Annotated in this window: 16 protein-coding genes; 4 read left to right on the forward strand and 12 right to left on the reverse strand. The window is 44.4% G+C overall.

All coding sequences use genetic code 11. From position 1 onward, the window contains the following. Positions 1-15 precede the first annotated feature (15 nt). The 3 genes from EV146_RS00600 to EV146_RS00610 form a co-directional block, all read right to left on the reverse strand. Positions 16-1974, reverse strand: coding sequence for a TRAP transporter permease (locus EV146_RS00600; RefSeq protein WP_132000767.1), 1959 nt, complete (start codon positions 1972-1974; stop codon positions 16-18). Further along, complete coding sequence (locus tag EV146_RS00605) at positions 1961-2488, reverse strand: DUF1850 domain-containing protein (protein ID WP_241993765.1); 528 nt, start codon at positions 2486-2488, stop codon at positions 1961-1963. The genes EV146_RS00600 and EV146_RS00605 overlap by 14 nt, the downstream gene beginning before the upstream one ends. 162 nt (positions 2489-2650) lie before the next feature. Next, a complete protein-coding gene (locus tag EV146_RS00610) occupies positions 2651-3655 on the reverse strand; it encodes a TAXI family TRAP transporter solute-binding subunit (protein ID WP_132000769.1) in 1005 nt (334 codons plus the stop codon). Between the two features lie 201 nt (positions 3656-3856). On the opposite strand from EV146_RS00610, the gene EV146_RS00615 reads away from it, so the two are divergent. The 3 genes from EV146_RS00615 to EV146_RS00625 all read left to right on the forward strand — a co-directional run bounded on the left by EV146_RS00615 (position 3857) and on the right by EV146_RS00625 (position 5642). After that, positions 3857-4579, forward strand: a complete 723-nt coding sequence (locus tag EV146_RS00615) for an alpha/beta hydrolase (RefSeq protein ID WP_181215897.1) — start codon at positions 3857-3859, stop codon at positions 4577-4579. 124 nt (positions 4580-4703) lie between these two features. Beyond that, positions 4704-5213, forward strand: a complete 510-nt coding sequence (locus EV146_RS00620) for a YjcG family protein (RefSeq protein WP_132000773.1) — start codon at positions 4704-4706, stop codon at positions 5211-5213. A 6-nt stretch (positions 5214-5219) separates the two neighbouring features. Next, positions 5220-5642 (forward strand): GNAT family N-acetyltransferase, encoded by a 423-nt coding sequence (locus EV146_RS00625; RefSeq protein ID WP_132000775.1) that lies wholly within the window; start codon positions 5220-5222, stop codon positions 5640-5642. A 40-nt stretch (positions 5643-5682) separates the two neighbouring features. Here EV146_RS00625 and EV146_RS00630 read toward each other — a convergent pair whose 3' ends face one another. Next, complete coding sequence (locus EV146_RS00630) at positions 5683-5958, reverse strand: hypothetical protein (RefSeq protein WP_132000777.1); 276 nt, start codon at positions 5956-5958, stop codon at positions 5683-5685. Positions 5959-6142: 184 nt separating this feature from the next. Between EV146_RS00630 and EV146_RS00635 the strand changes: the two genes are divergently transcribed. Then, positions 6143-8440 carry a UvrD-helicase domain-containing protein gene (locus tag EV146_RS00635; RefSeq protein WP_132000779.1) on the forward strand — a complete coding sequence of 766 codons (2298 nt, stop codon included), beginning with the start codon at positions 6143-6145 and terminating at the stop codon, positions 8438-8440. Positions 8441-8770: 330 nt separating this feature from the next. Here the strand turns inward: EV146_RS00635 and spoVIF are convergent, their stop codons facing one another. The 8 genes from spoVIF to spoVAD form a co-directional block, all read right to left on the reverse strand. Then, positions 8771-9025, reverse strand: coding sequence for a sporulation-specific transcription regulator SpoVIF (gene spoVIF / locus EV146_RS00640; RefSeq protein ID WP_132000782.1), 255 nt, complete (start codon positions 9023-9025; stop codon positions 8771-8773). A 205-nt stretch (positions 9026-9230) separates the two neighbouring features. Further along, complete coding sequence (locus EV146_RS00645) at positions 9231-10214, reverse strand: quinone oxidoreductase family protein (protein WP_132000784.1); 984 nt, start codon at positions 10212-10214, stop codon at positions 9231-9233. A gap of 521 nt (positions 10215-10735) precedes the next feature. Then, complete coding sequence (locus EV146_RS00650; RefSeq protein WP_132000786.1) at positions 10736-11803, reverse strand: phosphotransferase family protein; 1068 nt, start codon at positions 11801-11803, stop codon at positions 10736-10738. Between the two features lie 443 nt (positions 11804-12246). Further along, positions 12247-12813 carry a TetR/AcrR family transcriptional regulator gene (locus EV146_RS00655; RefSeq protein WP_132000788.1) on the reverse strand — a complete coding sequence of 189 codons (567 nt, stop codon included), beginning with the start codon at positions 12811-12813 and terminating at the stop codon, positions 12247-12249. 254 nt (positions 12814-13067) lie between these two features. Continuing rightward, positions 13068-14684, reverse strand: coding sequence for a long-chain-fatty-acid--CoA ligase (locus EV146_RS00660; protein WP_132000790.1), 1617 nt, complete (start codon positions 14682-14684; stop codon positions 13068-13070). Between the two features lie 216 nt (positions 14685-14900). Beyond that, entirely contained in the window at positions 14901-15041 is a 141-nt protein-coding gene (locus EV146_RS00665; RefSeq protein ID WP_132000792.1) for a YjcZ family sporulation protein, read from the reverse strand. Positions 15042-15176: 135 nt separating this feature from the next. Continuing rightward, the gene (gene spoVAE, locus EV146_RS00670) at positions 15177-15533 is read right to left on the reverse strand and encodes a stage V sporulation protein AE (RefSeq protein ID WP_121609534.1); all 357 of its coding nucleotides are present in this window, start codon (positions 15531-15533) and stop codon (positions 15177-15179) included. Between the two features lie 55 nt (positions 15534-15588). Continuing rightward, a complete protein-coding gene (spoVAD, locus tag EV146_RS00675; RefSeq protein WP_132000794.1) occupies positions 15589-16605 on the reverse strand; it encodes a stage V sporulation protein AD in 1017 nt (338 codons plus the stop codon). Positions 16606-16646: the final 41 nt, after the last annotated feature.

The following is a 16646-nucleotide window of genomic DNA, read 5'->3' on the forward strand; positions in this document are numbered from 1 at the left end:
CTTCCCTTTTATACCCTAGTTTGCAGGCTGGGCTTTGGATGTTCCTTTTCCTCTTCCTGCAAGCTGGAGAACGATTAACAATATGAAAATAACTAAGCCAACAATATCAGTTACACCTTCTGGATAGATTAGCAGCAGACCACCAACTATTCCGAGGATTCTTTCATACCAGGCCAGCTTCCTTAACCAGTAGCCAATAATGCCTGCCCCAATTGCCATCATGCCGGAAATAGCTGTAAAGATGACCCAGATCAGATAGTACCAAGTTGTATCAATCATCAGCAATTCAGGTGAAAGTACAAACATGTAAGGGATGATAAAGGCTGCGATTGCAAGCTTAGCTGCATTTACCCCTGTTCCTATTGGTTCTCCGCCAGATACACCCGCCGCTGCGAATGCTGCCAGGGCCACTGGAGGTGTGATGTCCGCAATAATTCCGAAATAGAACACGAACAAATGCGCAGGCAGATCAGGAACTCCCAGCAGGATGATAGCAGGAGCAGCAATCGTTGATGTAATAACATAGTTTGCTGTTGTCGGTGAGCCCATTCCCAGAATTAATGCTGCGACCATTGTTAGCATCAATGTAGGAATGAGATAGCCTCCGGAAAGATCCAAAAGACCATTTGCCAGTTTCAGGCCAAGACCGGTTTTCGTTACAACACCGACAATGATACCGGCTGCTGCCGTTGCGGCTGCAACACCCAGTGCTGTCCGGGCACCATCTACCAGCGCGTCCACCATATCCCTGAACCCAATTCTAGTTTCTTTCTTAAGAGCACTTACAACTACAGTTGCCAGGATGGACCATAACGCCGCACGCATAACACTCATCCCGGTGGTCATGAGAATAATAACAATCAGGATAGGTAAAAGGAGATAGATTTTGCTTAGGACTTCTCTTCTATCCGGCATCTCTTCGTCTTTTAACCCTCGCAAACCAACCCTTTTCGCTTCAAAATGGGTCATGATCCAAATCCCTGCAAAATAAAGCAAGGCAGGAATGGCGGCCGCTTTGGCAATATCCCAATAAGTGATACCGCCTCCAATGAATTCGACCATCAGGAAAGCTGCAGCCCCCATAATCGGCGGCATTAGCTGTCCGCCGGTAGAAGCGGCTGCTTCGACTGCTCCGGCAAACTCTTTGCGGTATCCAAGCTTCTTCATCATTGGGATCGTGAACGACCCGGATGTTACAACGTTGGCAACCGAGCTACCGCTGATTGTTCCTTGGAGCGCACTGGAAAAAATCGCAACTTTCGCCGGACCGCCTGTACGCTTCCCGGCAATCGAAACAGCGAGGTCATTGAAGTATTGCCCTACCCCCGTCTTGACAAGGAAAGCTCCAAAAAGCAGGAACAAGAAGATAAAGGTGGAGGAAACACCCAGCGGCGTTCCTAGAATCCCCTCTGTTGTAAAGAACATTGTCTGAACAAGTGTCTCTAAATCAAGTCCTCTATGCGCGAGGAAACCTGGCATATATGGGCCATATAGAGCATAAATCATAAAAATCGTTGCAATGATCGTAATTGGCAATCCTACTGTCCTTCTCGTTGCCTCAAGAACGAGCAGGATTGCTGCAAGGCCGATATAAAAATCTATGCTTGTTAAGCGGCCGACCCTGTTTACAAGCTCGTCAACCAGCAACGGCCAGTAAGCTCCCACAGCTACTGCAATTAAAGCAAGCAGAATATCATACCATGCCACTTTATTGCGACGTAAATTCTTTTTCCTTGCAGGGAACAACAGAAAGATCAGAGCAAGCGCAAACCCAAGGTGGATTGAACGCTGAAGCTGTGCTGTGAGCACTCCAAATATTGCCGTATAAAGCTGGAACAAGGAGAAGGCAAGAAGTCCAAAGAAAACAATCCAGCCCATTATCCCTTTCAGTTTTCTCGTTGCGGCCTCGGGATCAAATTTTTCCAGCAATTCCTGCTGCTGTTCCTGAGATAATACACCATCATTTTGCGTCAAGAATGTTCACTCCTCTCAATTCCTGAATCATATTTATTTTCCTCACTTGGACTCTGACCCGGGTACCTGGCTCAATCGCATGTGCAAGCGGGAATGAAGTATTTTTATAAATGAGGGTGTGATTTGCCCTTACCTTCCCCACTCTCAGATCAAAGTATGGGAAATCCCGCCTCATATTTTTAATATAATATTTTCCGTTTTCATTCACAAAAGATTCCCCCTCGGCAGCCTCGGAGGGCATGCCTATGGCAAAATCCTCATACTCCAATTCGTATTGCCTAATCCCCTGCTGCTTCGTTACCTCATAGCTCTCAATAACATCCGACAGATGGATGGAATGCAGATATTTAATCTTAAATCTGTCCCCCGGTGCCACCGGAAGATAACAGAGTACTTCATTTTGTTCCGTTTGAAGGAAAACAAGACTTTGCTTGTAGGGAATAAACATAGAAATGATTGCAATAAAAACGATGAGGAGTAAAGAAATGCAGACTTTCTTTCTTTTATTTGCCAAAATGCCTTAAGCCTCGCTCTTTCCGACTTCCATGAGAAGAAGGCTTTTTACATAATAAAAATGGAATAGTATTCTTTTCCTTCACCAAAAGTCTTGTCTTAAGATGAATTGACCGGGCACAGTCTCTCAAAAGAGGACTATGTCCGGTCAGGGAAAAACTTTTTATTGTGCTGCTTTAATTCCTTTTTCATCAAAATACTTCTGTGCACCAGGGTGAACATCGATTCCCACACCATTCAAGGCGTTTTCTGGCTTAATCTGTTCAGCCTTTGCGTGTGTTACCTGGTCAAGGTTTTCAAAAATGGCTTTTGTCACATCATATACGACATCTTCAGAAAGATCCGATTTTACGACAAGCATTGCCTGTACAGCTACAGTTGGAACAGCAGATCCCAATTTATATGTTCCGGATGGCACTTCATCCTTCGTGTAGTATGGATACTTTTCAATCAAAGCGTCTGCTTTGTCTGCATCGACAGGGACAATCACTACTTTTTCTGTTGCAGAGAGTTCTTCTACAGCAGCTGTAGGTGTTCCAGCTGTTACAAATGCTGCATCAATGTTGCCATCTTTAATTCCATTTACAGACTCATCGAAGCTTAAGTCCTGCTTCTGGATATCTTCCAGTTTCATGCCATAGACTTCAAGGATCTGTTCTGCATTGGCAGCAGTACCGGATCCGGGAGCACCAATGGAAACTTTCTTTCCTTTTAAATCTTCAACTGTTTTAATTCCTGACTTTTCAGTAGTAACAATTTGGATTGTTTCAGGATAAAGTGTTCCGATCGCCTGGATATTATCAATTGCATTCCCTTCAAACATTAGCTTTCCTTCTGTGGCATATGAAGCAATATCTGTTTGAGTAAAGGCAATTTCACCCTTGTTGTCTTTAATGCTTTGCATGTTTTCTGCAGAAGCACCTGTTGTTTCGGCGTTTGTATCAATTCCAGTAGCATCGGATACAATGTTTGCAAAAGATCCGCCCAGCGGGAAGTATGTACCGCCAGTACCGCCTGTCAGGATACTCATAAACTTGGGTTTTTCACCTGATGATTTTTCGTTGTCGTTTTCAGAGCTGCCCTCTTCATTGCCTCCGCCGCATGCAGCCAGGAGCATCGAGAGTACTAACATCAAGATTGTTGTCATTAGAAACTTTCTTTTTTTCATGCATAATTCCCCCTTTTAAAGATTCTCAGACTCCATTTTATTCTAACTACCAGTCCATAATCTTGTCAATTAAACTGTTCAATAACAGCCCTCCCTTTCTGCCTTTGTAAAATAGCAGGAAAAGCATTTTACCAATGCTTATGCTAAAATCAACTTAATTAGAGAAGATTTTTAAAAATTCAGCAGGGCGGAGGTTACATTATGAGCTTTCCCAGGGGGACACTTAACGAACTAAAATTACACAGCAACGCACTAGAAGAGGAGATGACACTCCTTGTTTACCAGCCGGCAGCGTTTTCTCCTTTAAATAAGTACACGATAATGATTGCTCAGGACGGAAGAGATTATTTTCAGTTGGGGAGAATTGGCCGAGTGGCTGACGAGCTTCTGGCCGCAAAGAAAATTGAAAATTTGATGATCATTGGGATACCCTATCATTCTGTTGAAGATCGTTGGAAGAAATATCACCCTGACGGAGAGCAGAACGAAGCATATATTCGGTTTCTTGCCCACGAGCTGGTACCGTTTATTGACAGGAACTTTCCAACTTTGCAGGTGGGCATGGGTCGTGCATTGATCGGGGACTCTCTTGGGGCAACTGTTTCTCTCAGAACAGCCTTGAGATATCCACATACATTCAGCAAAGTGATCCTTCAATCTCCATATGTAAATGAAAAGGTCCTTCAGGAAACCCTGGATTTTCCTGAAGGACCGCAATTGGATATTTACCATACAGTCGGAAGCAAAGAAACCGAGGTGAAAACGACAAAAGAAGGCATTCAGGACTTTTTAACTCCAAACCGGGAGCTTTCAAGAATCCTTGAAACCAAAACTCTATCCTATCATTACGGGGAATTTGAAGGTGGCCATTTTTGGACGCACTGGCAGCCAGATATAAAGGAAGCATTGCAGAAGATATTATAAAACCTTTTCCCGCGAGGACATAAGGTTTATCATATTATATATTTCGAAAATTTGTTATAATGGTATGCACTCCTATAAATGGCCAATTTATGGATAGGATAAAAAAGAAATTGGAGGTAGTGATATGAAATTTGGCGTTGTGATTTTCCCCTCGAAAAAGATTCAGGATTTTGCTAATTCGTTCAGGAAACGGTATGACTCGAACTATGCTCTGATTCCTCCCCATATAACCCTGAGATCCGCTTTTACTGCAACGGAAGAAGAGATTAGAGACATTGCCCAAAAGATCGGTGAGATTGCAAGGAGTTTTGAACCTGTCACAATAAACATCACCAAATTCAGTTCATTTACTCCCGTGAACAATGTCATCTACTTGAAAGTGGAACCTTCAGAAAAGCTAGAAAAGCTTCATACCGAGTTAAAACTTAATTTTGAAAGTGATCAGGAATATAACTTTGTCCCTCATATCACAATTGGCCAAAAGCTTTCGGATGATGAGCATTCTGATGTATTTGGATCACTGCGCATGGACAAAGTCAGCTTTACAGAGTCTGTGGACCGTATTCATTTGCTTTATCAGCTTGAAAACGGATCCTGGACAGTTTATGAAACATTTCGACTTGGAAAGGAATAAACTATCGTGGAAGTAAGAAAAGTCAGCAATGAAAAAGAATTATCCGATGCCTTCTCGGTTCGGAAAACAGTATTCATCGGCGAACAAAATGTTCCCGAAGAAGAAGAAATAGATCAATTTGAAGATGAGGCAGCCCATTTTGTTTTGTATCAGGATGAAGTACCGGCTGGCGCCGGGCGCTTCAGAGTCCTGGATGGAGTTGGCAAGGTGGAACGAATTTGCGTGTTGAAATCCCAGCGCGGAACAGGAGCTGGAAACGCCATTATGTCCAAAATCGAGGATTACGCCAAATCCCAAGGGATATCCGCTCTTAAGCTGAACGCACAGGTACATGCCATTCCTTTTTACAGCAAGCTTGGCTACACCGTCACTTCCGAGGAGTTCCTGGATGCGGGCATTCCACATAAAACAATGAAAAAGAACATTTAAAAAATAAAAGGGCCATCACGGCCCTTTTTACATGTCATGACTAGATGGTTTCGGAAAAGAACCAGCCTTTTCCTGTTACTTCGGAATACACTCTTTCAACCGACTCATCGTTCATTTTTACTTTTGAATTTCGGTAATGTTGAGGATCCTGCTTTCTTTTAGGAACCTCATATTCTTGCTCACGGGTGCTTTCAACGGCTTTGATCCTGGGAATTCTTGCTACATGGGTGAGGGGAACTGAATTCGAATCAACCATTGTTTCCCGTTCAGCATATTGCATATATTGGTAGTTTGTCACCGGAAGAATATACCCCATCTCTTCTCCCTCCTGTCTTACAAGTCTTTTTATGTAAATTCCAATTTATAGTTTATATATTATATTCTTCTGGTTTATACCCGTTTTTAAGGGGGTATAAACCACTATTTTACCTTTAGAAAAAACAGCCAATCTGATATGATAGAACCTGTCTAATTTTTGGCCGAAAAAGAGGGTATCAGTTATGAAGATTGCTAGATACAAAAATAAAATGATTCATCTTGACAATGTACGACGCGAGGATTTTCAAAAACTTTACGATGACAGCAAAAAAGGGAGTCTTATATGTCCCGGATGCGGCGAGCCGCTGCGAATGCACCTTGGCATTCGGTCACATCCCTATTTCTACCACCATCTGTCTAAGGGGTCCAACTGTAATGATACCACCAATTCCGAGCCACCCAGATATGAGCCCAGCGACAGCAATGAATATATAGAAACGAACGGATTCCGGCTGCCCAAATCCCGTGCTGTACTGGCAGAGGAACCCCAGACTTCCTACAAGGCATCCCAGCCTCTTAAAATTACGAGACCTTTCAGCAGGGGAAATGCTTCTCCTAATTCGGTGCAAAGTGACTATCTCCGAAAGCTTGAGGCAATTGGCATCCGCTTTGACGGCAACCAGGAAAAGGCGGTCGTCAATACCGACGGCCCGCTGCTGATCCTTGCTGGAGCCGGGAGCGGCAAAACAAGGGTTCTTACAGCCAGGACCGCCTATATGCTTCAAGAACAGAAAGCCAATCCTCAGTCGCTGATGCTTGTAACCTTTACAGCAAAAGCGGCCTCTGAAATGAAAAGAAGACTGATCAGTTATCCCGGTATGGACCAGGAGCGAATTCATCAGATTGTCTCAGGAACCTTCCACAGCATCTTTTATAAAATCCTGCTCTATCACTCGAAGGAAAAGTGGTCCAGCAGCAACTTACTAAAAAAAGAATGGCAGAAGGAACAAATCGTTAAAGAAGCTGGCAGAGCTCTCGGGTTGGACGAAAAAGAATTCGCATATGATCTTGCGCTCCAGCAAATTGGTTTATGGAAAAACACTATGGTTCTCCCTAGGCAAGTGAAACCAGATAGTCCCTGGGAAGAGAAAACTTCTCTCTTATATGAACGCTATGAATCTTCGAAAGAAAAGAACGGCTACTTTGATTTTGATGATATGCTGATTGGCTGCCACCGTCTGTTTTCAGACCGTCCGCAGTTGTTGGAACAGTATCAGGCCAGGTTCGAGCATTTCCTTATCGATGAATTTCAGGATATCAACAAAGTACAGTACGAATTAATCAAAATGCTATCGGCCAGAACGAAAAATGTTTGTGCGGTCGGAGATGATGACCAGTCGATCTATGCATTCCGTGGGAGTGATCCTTCCTATCTGCTGGAATTTGAAAAGGATTTTCCGGGTGCCGAGATTGTCCTGCTGAACCAAAATTACCGGTCTCCGCATGAAATCGTTGAAACGGCCAATACAATCATATCCGCTAATCAGCAAAGACATAAAAAAGAAATGAAGGCCCAGTACGCCCGCGAAGTTCAGCCAGTCCTCTTCTACCCATACGACGAAGAAGAGGAAGCTACCATGATTCTGACGGATATCCAGGAACGCATTGAAATGGGAGCAAGCCCTGAGGATTTTGCCATCCTGTTTCGGACAAACACCGCCAGCCGGGCCGTGTTTGAACGTCTCGCTGCTTCAAGCCTCCCCTTCAGGATGGACCAAAATATGGAATCCTTTTATGAGCGGTTTATGATAAAGGGGATGCTTGCCTTCTTCCGATTGAGCCTTAATGAAGATCACACGGATGCTATTCGCAACATCCTCCCTTCTCTTTTTCTTAAGCAATCCATATTCCGGGATCTGCAGGCGGAAAGCATCCTGAAGGACTGTTCCATGCTCGAAGCCCTGGCTCACGTCAGAACAGGTTTCGCTTTCCAGGAGCAAAAGTTGAAAAAACTGGCTGATGTGGTAAGATCCCTTTCCCGCCTTTCTCCATTGGCTGCAATTGAGTGTGTCGAGAAAGACCTGGGCTATCAGGATTTTATAAAGAAACGAGGGAGTGAAGGGAATAAGTGGGACAAAGGCTCCGATGATATCCGCGACTTAAAGGTGGCAGCAAAAAACTTTGAGAATATCGCTGACTTCGTTGAGCATGCCGACCATATGATCGGGATGAACAGGGAGGTAAAACAGGCCGGAAAGAATCTAGTAAAAGCCATCACCTTAAGCACGATCCATCGATCGAAAGGACTTGAGTACAATACGGTCTATGTGCTCGGTGCAGTGGATGGAAGTCTCCCGCATGACTTCGCTTTGGATTCATACCGGAATGGAGACCCGCAGCCATTAGAAGAAGAACGGCGTCTCCTCTATGTAGCAGTAACTCGGGCAATGGAAAAGCTCTATATCTCCGTGCCTCATTACCGGAGGGGACGTAAAGCAAACCCTTCCCGTTTTTTAAATGGTTTGAACAAAAATCTTTAGCCATCCCTATGAAGGGATTGCCAGGAAGAGCTTCATTTGGAAGAGCCACAATCGAACATGTTTAAGGCGTGAATTCAGCTGGAATTCACGCCTTTTTTAGTGATTCGGTTTTGCATTCCATTTCTCAGGCAATAAGAGTGGGATCTCTTAATATAACTCACTCGTGAAGGTCACATATTGTCTGTATAAAATTCTCCTTCACCATTGCCTTGGAAACGTATAAACTGTTTAATCCCACTTTAATCGTCAAAAGCAGGGCTTTTTTGGCACACCTCTGGTAACTTAAGGAGGGCCTGCTCTGACGAGAAAGGCCCTTGCCTTTCTTCTTTCCTACTTTTTATTAATCATTTTGGAAATTTGATTGAAGTCGAGCTGCTTTCCGTCCTTGACTATGGATTCAACAATCTTGTCTTCCATTTCTTTTGGGACATTTTTATTGGCGATTTGCGATACTCTCCGGATGACGCCGCGTACGGTCTTCTCATCTTTAAAGTTTGCATTTTGCAGGGAATTTGCCAGATCAAAAATATCTTTCATGTTCACGCCTGTTTTCTTTTCAATATTTTTAAAGAAATGATTATCCATTTTAAAACATCACGCCCCTTCTTAAACTACTCTATAGTATGAATGGGGCAAAAAATGGTGAAAGAAAACCTGGGGAGCTGGCAGGCTCTTCCGGCTTTTCATGAATTCCATTAGGCTTCTTTTCCGGCCAGTTTGCTTCGTATGCCGTTAAAGAGGGCTACCGCATTATCCTCCCATCGTCCTTCGAATCATCCAGCCTATCCTTCTATCCTTTTTTCGGTTCAAGAATCAACTTGCCTGATGTCTTTCTTCCCTGCAGCAATGAATGCACCTCACCTGCTTCTTCGAGGGGAAATACTCCGCCTATCGTAAGCCTCAGTCTCCCGTCTGCAGCGTATTGAAATAGTTCACTTACACTTGGAAGGAGCAGCTCAGGCCTTCTCATAACCTGTGGCAAAAAAAAGCCAATGACCGCCTGGTTTCTCGCCATTAACGAAGATGGATAAAACCTGCTCTGCTCTCCACTGGCAACTCCAAAGATAACAAGTCTGCCAAAATCCGCCAGGCACTTCAATGTTTTATTGAAAACATCCCCTCCTGCCATTTCCAGTGCCACATCCACACCCTTTCCTTGTGTTGCTTCAAGTACCTCTTGGTCCCAGTGAGGTTCTCGGTAATTGACGAGCACATCAGCCCCCATTTCTTTTGCCAGCGCCAGCTTTTCAGGGGTGCTTGCAGTGGCAACCACCTTGCCGGCTCCAAAAATTTTCGCCAATTGGACAGCAAGTGTGCCAACACCTCCCGCTGCAGCGTGAACAAGAACACTTTCGCCTTTTTCTAGCCGGCCCATCGTTTTTAATACATGATAAGCACTAAGCCCCTGTAAAGGCAGGGCGGCAGCTGTCACGAAATCCAGCTGATCAGGAAGCGGAATCAAGCTTCGCTCATCTGCAAGGACATATTCTGCATAACCGCCTGATTCAATCAATGTAACAACCCTCGTCCCAGGAGCTACACTTGTAACTTTATCCCCCACTTCGATGACGATGCCCGCAACCTCTGCCCCAGGAATGAATGGGAGCGGTGTCGGGACTACATATTGCCCTTCCCGCCGGGCTGTATCCGCATAATTCACACCAACGGCAAATACTTCTATGACTACCTGGCGACCGGAAACAATGGGACGTCGTGCCTGAATGACCTCCAAAACCTCGGGGCCGCCGAACTTTTTGAATTGTATCGCTTTCATTTTTGCTCTCTCCCTGTTTTTGCCTTGAAACCAGGCTTTATTTCTTTAAATACAGCTGCACCTTCTTGTAAATAAATCATTGTCCATTAATTAGCTCCTGTTCCACATTCCTTCTTACCTCTCAAAAGCCATGCCGGGGAGAGAGGGGTCATCTTGCTGCAAGCTAGGATGCTTCTTCCTATAAATGATCGAGAGAAGACGAAGACCAGAGCATGAATAACTCCAAGCTGAGGCAGAATAGGTTCTGCACTGAATAAAACTTCCTAGAAGGATGGAGGTCGACCAAGCAAGGCAGGATTTTACCTTCCTCCATCAGCAAACAACCGCTAACTGTGAGAAACATGGTGCTGACGTGCTAATTCCCCTCTCCAGAGCGCAAGGATTCATATTGCCCTCACAAGCCCAGGCTTTTACAAGTTCCGGCTTGGACAATCCAGTCACGACCGTATCATTCTGCAAATCTCATATTCTTCCTCATTTATTCCTACCGGTTTCAAAAAGGCATGTAACGCACCAGCCTTCTAGCTGATAGCAATATGCGCTGCATAGCTCATCAGATTCCGCACAGTATAATTAAACCTCGCGAACCGGAAGTCTTTTGTTTGGCCCATTTTATAACGATAGTAGATCTGCTGGAGGATGACTGCCAGTTTAAAATAAGCAAATGTTAAATAAAAATTCATCCCTGAAACGTCACGGCCGCTTCTCCTTGCATACTCTTCTATAAATTCCTGCCTTGACATAAACCCCGGCTGAACCGTAACCGAAGTTTTTCCAAAACCTTTCTTTAACAAGTCCGGATCATCTTCCTGGAGCCAGTATCCAAGTGCTACCCCAAGATCTGCAAGCGGATCTCCGACAGTGCTCATTTCCCAGTCGAATAAACCGTTCATTTTTGTAAAGTCTTCGTTGAACATGGCATTATTGAGTTTATAATCATAGTGAATGACAGATGTTTCATGCTTTTTAGGGATATGTTTTACAAGCCAGGAGATCAAGAAATCTGCTTCCTTTAAATCGTCCGTCTTTGCTTGTTCATAGCGCCTAATCCAGCCATGGATTTGTCTCTCCATGAATCCCTCAGGCTTTGAGAGTTCTCCAAGTTTTGTCTTCCGATAATCAATGGAATGCAATTCAACCAGTTTATCAATCATAATGCTGGATATTCTTTTTCCAAGCTCTTCAGCAGGCTGGATCCATTCGGGGTATGAAGTGTCGAGCACTGTTCCATGCTTGCGTTCCATCAGCTGGAAAGGACTGCCGATCACGGAGAGATCATCTGTAAATAAGATGGGTTTGGGAACAGGTGAAAAAAGAGGCTGAATTTCCGATATAATTCTTTGCTCTCTTTCCATATCATGTGCTTTTGGAGCAACAGGGCCAAGCGGAGGCCGGCGAAGAACGGCTTCCCATTCTGCTATTCTTAATTGGTAGGTGAGGTTGGAGTGTCCTGCCGAAAACTGTCTGATTTCCAGGCGGTCATAAGGCAGACCATCAATATTTTTCCTTAAAAACCATTCGAGAGAAACAATATCCAATTCTTCTCCCTGCCTGACCGGGATTGTATCGAGATCAATTTGTTTATGCATGTGCATTCCCCTTTCCTGTTTCATATTAATTTTCATAAGAACCTATGCACCAAAAAAACTCCTGCAGCACCCCTAAGTGTATATAATAGTATAACTATTCTGTCTTTTTGAATCAAAATAGAAGGCCTTGAAAACTTTTTGCGATTTACAGGCCTATTTCCGTACATACATTTTAATACCGTAGATTTTTTATTCATGAAATCTTTAATTTACTCTAAAAAGAGATGGTTATACCATCAGTATTTAATGTGAGCCAGGATGCTATCGAGTGCTTCTAACAAAACTCATCGTTCATTTTTCTAAATGATAAAATAAAGAGCATGATTGATATGAGCCCTGCAACAGTTTCTCCAAGCCTTACTGTTCGTTCTCCCCTCATCTTACTAACTAGTTAGTATGTGGAGCCCTCAAGATGGCGGAAGAACTCCCTTCCGCCACCCTAGTTAATCCAATGCAATGCCATTCAGAATCATATCGACGAATATTCCCGAAACTTCATGAGCCGACATGCTTCCTGTCGGTTTGAACCATTGATAGCTCCAGTTGGTGATTCCCAGAATTCCAAGAGCAACAATACTTGCATTCAAATCGCTCTTAAATTCCCCGCCGGATATTCCCTCCCTGATCAGCTGCTCTATATTCAATCTGAATTGATCCCGTTTAGGAATGATGGCAGCAAGGTGATCTTCACTCAGGTTTTCAATTTCGCGAAAAAATACCTTAGCGCTTGCTCCCTGCTCCCCGATATGGCCGATCAGCATAAAAACAATTTCGGTAAGCTTTGTTTTACAGTCCTTCTCCTGATTGTCAAGGATCTTTTGCTGGTTCTCCACAAGATCATTAATATACTTATGATGGATATCCATCAGCAATTCTTCTTTGCTGGAAAAGTAATAGTAGAATGTCCCCTTCGTCACCCCCAGGGAATCCACTATATCCTGAACCGATGTTTCACTGAATCCATGCTTTTCGAATAAGCGAATGCTTTGCTCCGTTATTTTACCCTTCACTACAAGCAGCCCCACAATCTTCTGTTTCTTTCAAAGAATTATAACACAAGAGGTTCCGCGGATTCCTGTATTCTTTTTATTAAGGCTCTGTTAGAAAGTCATTAGTATTTTTCAGAACCCCGTGGATTGAAACATTTTTGCACGGAACTATCGTGTTAATGAGATTCTTTGACCACGGACAGCCAAGAGCTGAAATCAAGCAACAGGCAAGTTTTTTTCAGAGCCTTAACAAAGGTGTATCGTGTGCCTGGTTATTATAGCAGGCTCCTGGCTTCATCCCTTAGTGCCCTGCGAAGGATCTTTCCTACTGCCGTCTTTGGAAGTTCTCCGCGAAACTCTACTACAGTGGGGACTTTATAGGCTGCCATGTGATCCCGGCAGTATTGTCCGACTTCTTCTTCAGAAGCGGTTTTCCCTTCCTTTAAGACAATCACTGCCTTGACTGTTTCACCGCGGTAGGGGTCAGGAACCCCAATAACAACCGCTTCCTGAACGGCAGGATGTTCATAAATGACTTCTTCAACCTCTCGGGGGTATATATTATAGCCGCTTGCAATAATCAAATCCTTCTTCCTGTCAACAATACAAAGGTACCCATCTTCGTCCATCCTGCCAATGTCCCCAGTATATAGCCATCCATTACGCAGTGTATGGGCTGTTTCTTCTGGCATGTTCCAATAACCTTTCATCACCTGAGGCCCTTTAATAATGACTTCTCCAAGCTGACCGGCAGGAACTTCCCTGGACCCTTCACCCAAATCAACGATTTTATATTCAGTGGAAGGGAGCCCAATGCCAACACTTCCCGCCTTGCGTTCAGCAAATGGAGGGTTGCAGTGGGTTATTGGGGAAGTTTCGGACAAGCCGTACCCCTCAAGGATTTTGGAACCTGTTTTCCTTTCAAATTCCTTAAGCAGTTCCACTGGCATGGGAGCACTGCCGCTGTTGCATACCCTTATGCTGTTGATTCCATATAGTTCCGCATGTGGATGATTGGTAATGCCGACATACATGGTTGGAACGCCTGGGAAAATAGTTGGCTCCTCTTGCTTGATTGTAGTCAGTACTTCCTCGAGCTCAAACCGGGGAAGCATGATCGATTCCGATGCGGTATAAATAGATAAATTCATGCATGAAGTCATTCCAAACACGTGGAAAAGCGGTATGACCGTTAAGTACTTTTCCTGCCCAATAGCGATGTCTTCTTTAAAGAACTCATAAGACTGCAGGATATTTCCATAGATATTTCTATGGGTGAGCATGGCCCCTTTGGGGCGCCCAGTCGTTCCCCCAGTATATTGGAGGACAGCGACATCATGCTCCGGTTCCATTCTGACAGGTTGAAAGGGGGAAGCCAGCTTTTTCAAGAAACCTTCGAATGTAAAGTCCGCAGCAATCTCCTGGCCGGATGGCTGAAGGCTGACAGCAATGACTGTTTTCACCCCAGTGTTTGGCTGGATGTTTTTCACCTTCGGATAAAGGGCATCAAGCACGACAATCGTTACAGTGCCAGAGTCATTAAGAATGTATTCCAGTTCACGTTCAACCAGCATGGGATTAATTTGTGTCACAATACCCCCAGCTGAGAGAATACCGTAGTAGGAAATGACAAACTGAGGACAATTAGGGAGCATAATAGCCACTCTGTCTCCCTTTTTAATACCATTTTTCTGAAGCGCGCCAGCAAATGCGTCTGCCGCCCCAAGTAATTCCTTATAGGTCATTTTTCTTCCATAAAAGGACAGTGCATATTGGTCTGGATACTGTGCTGCTGTTTCTCGAAGCATATCAGGAAGGGATTTCTCGGGGATTTTAACTTCTTTATTAATGGAATCAGGGTAATGGGAAAGCCAGGCTTTTTTCTCGCTCAATGAACATACCTCCCTAGGTTCAATTTCCTATGTACATGCCTCTTCACAACAATGTACCCTAAAGTACAGCAAACTGACCGGTCAGTATCAGGCCATAATAATAGTATACTGGTTTTCCCCGAATGTACAAGCACTGTTCTAAAAATTGAAAAAACTCATACACAAAAAAATGCCGTCCCTGTGTGGAACGGCATTTCCTTTTAATTTCTGCGTTAATTAGTTGTAGAAGCTAGCGCCTACAATAATTAATAAAATGAACAATACAACGATTAGTACGAAGGTAGAACCACCGTAACCTCCGCCACCGTAGCCGTATCCGCCGCCGCCGAAGCAGCCGCCGCCAAATCCGTAGCCCATTTACTGTCACCTCACTTTTAGTTGACTCAAAATCAATATATGTAAGATGGCAGTTATGTGTATGGGCGAGCTCCTACCTGGGATTAATTTATATCGATTGCCCCTAATAAATTTAGTTTATGGACAAACAGTGCCTCACCCTTTGGGTTTGAAGAGGAGTGCTCCAATGAATCCAAAGATAACAGCTGCGGATATACCCGAGCTTGTTATTTCGAACATGCCGGTCAATACCCCGACAAGTCCATGTTGTTCTGCCTCCTGCAAGGCACCGTGAACAAGGGAATTCCCAAAACTGGTGATTGGTATCGTGGCTCCTGCACCTGCAAAGTCCATCAATGGTTCATAAAGGCCAAGTCCATCCAGTACAGCTCCTGCGACTACTAGGGTACTCATGGTATGGCCGGGTGTCATTTTTACTACATCAAACATGAGCTGGCCGATCACACATATCAAGCCGCCGACAACAAAGGCCCAAAAAAACATCGGGAGCAAATCGACCCCTCCTTTTTAAATTTATTTGACAGTGCTTCCTCCAGGAAGATTGCACTCATGGGTGGACCTCTATCGACACCGCATGCGCTATGCACGGAATTGTTTCCTTTTGCTGAAAACTCAAAGGCGACAATAAAGCCCCAGTCGCAACCATCAATATTCTTTGATACGTTCCCTTCCTCATCTCATTTAACAAATGGCCGTAAAGAACAGAGGCTGAACAGCCTGCACCGCTTCCTCCCGCTTGAACGGGCTGGTCCTCATGATAAATCATTAATCCGCAGTCCTGGAACTTTTCCCTATCGATATGAATGTTTTCCTTTTGCAGCAATTCATAGGTCGTTTCCTGTCCAATACGGGCCAGATCTCCAGTCACGATTAAATCATAATAGGAAGGATCAAGCTCCATATCCTTAAAATGGGCTTTAATCGTATCTGCTGCTGCCGGAGCCATGGCGCCCCCCATATTGAAGGGATCTGAAAGCCCCATATCAATCACCCTTCCAATGGTGGCAGAGGTTGTTACGAGCTTACCTTGTTTGTCAGGATTGTTGGTGACTACCGCTGCTCCTGCCCCGGTAACCGTCCATTGTGCAGTAGGCGGTTTTTGACCCCCATATTCGGTTGGATAGCGAAATTGCTTTTCAACTGCAGAATTATGGCTTGAGGCCCCTGTCACCACTTTCCTGGCGCCGTGATAATTAATGATAAAAGAGGCAAGTGCCAATCCTTCCATGGACGTGGAACAGGCTCCAAAGAGACCAAAGTAAGGGATGCCCAGAGTTCTGGCAGCGAAACTTGAAGGTGTAATTTGATTAATTAAGTCACCAGCAAGCATAAAATGGATTTCCTCTTTGGTGAGGTTCGCTTTTTCAATTGCTGTCGTAATCGCCTCTTCCAGCAAGAGGGTATGAGCTTTTTCATAGGATTCTTTTCCCATCCACAGGTCGTCATGGAGTATATCAAAATCGTCAGACAGCCTCCCTTTCGCTTCAAATGGCCCCCCTGTGGCTGCCGAGGACTCAATCACCGGCCGTTCAGTGAATACCCATGATTGTTTTCCTTTTAGCATAATAAACCTCCCTCACTGTATTCCTTGCTGATCTGGATTCC

Source organism: Mesobacillus foraminis, assembly GCF_004340465.1.
GTDB lineage: Bacteria > Bacillota > Bacilli > Bacillales > Cytobacillaceae > Mesobacillus_B > Mesobacillus_B foraminis.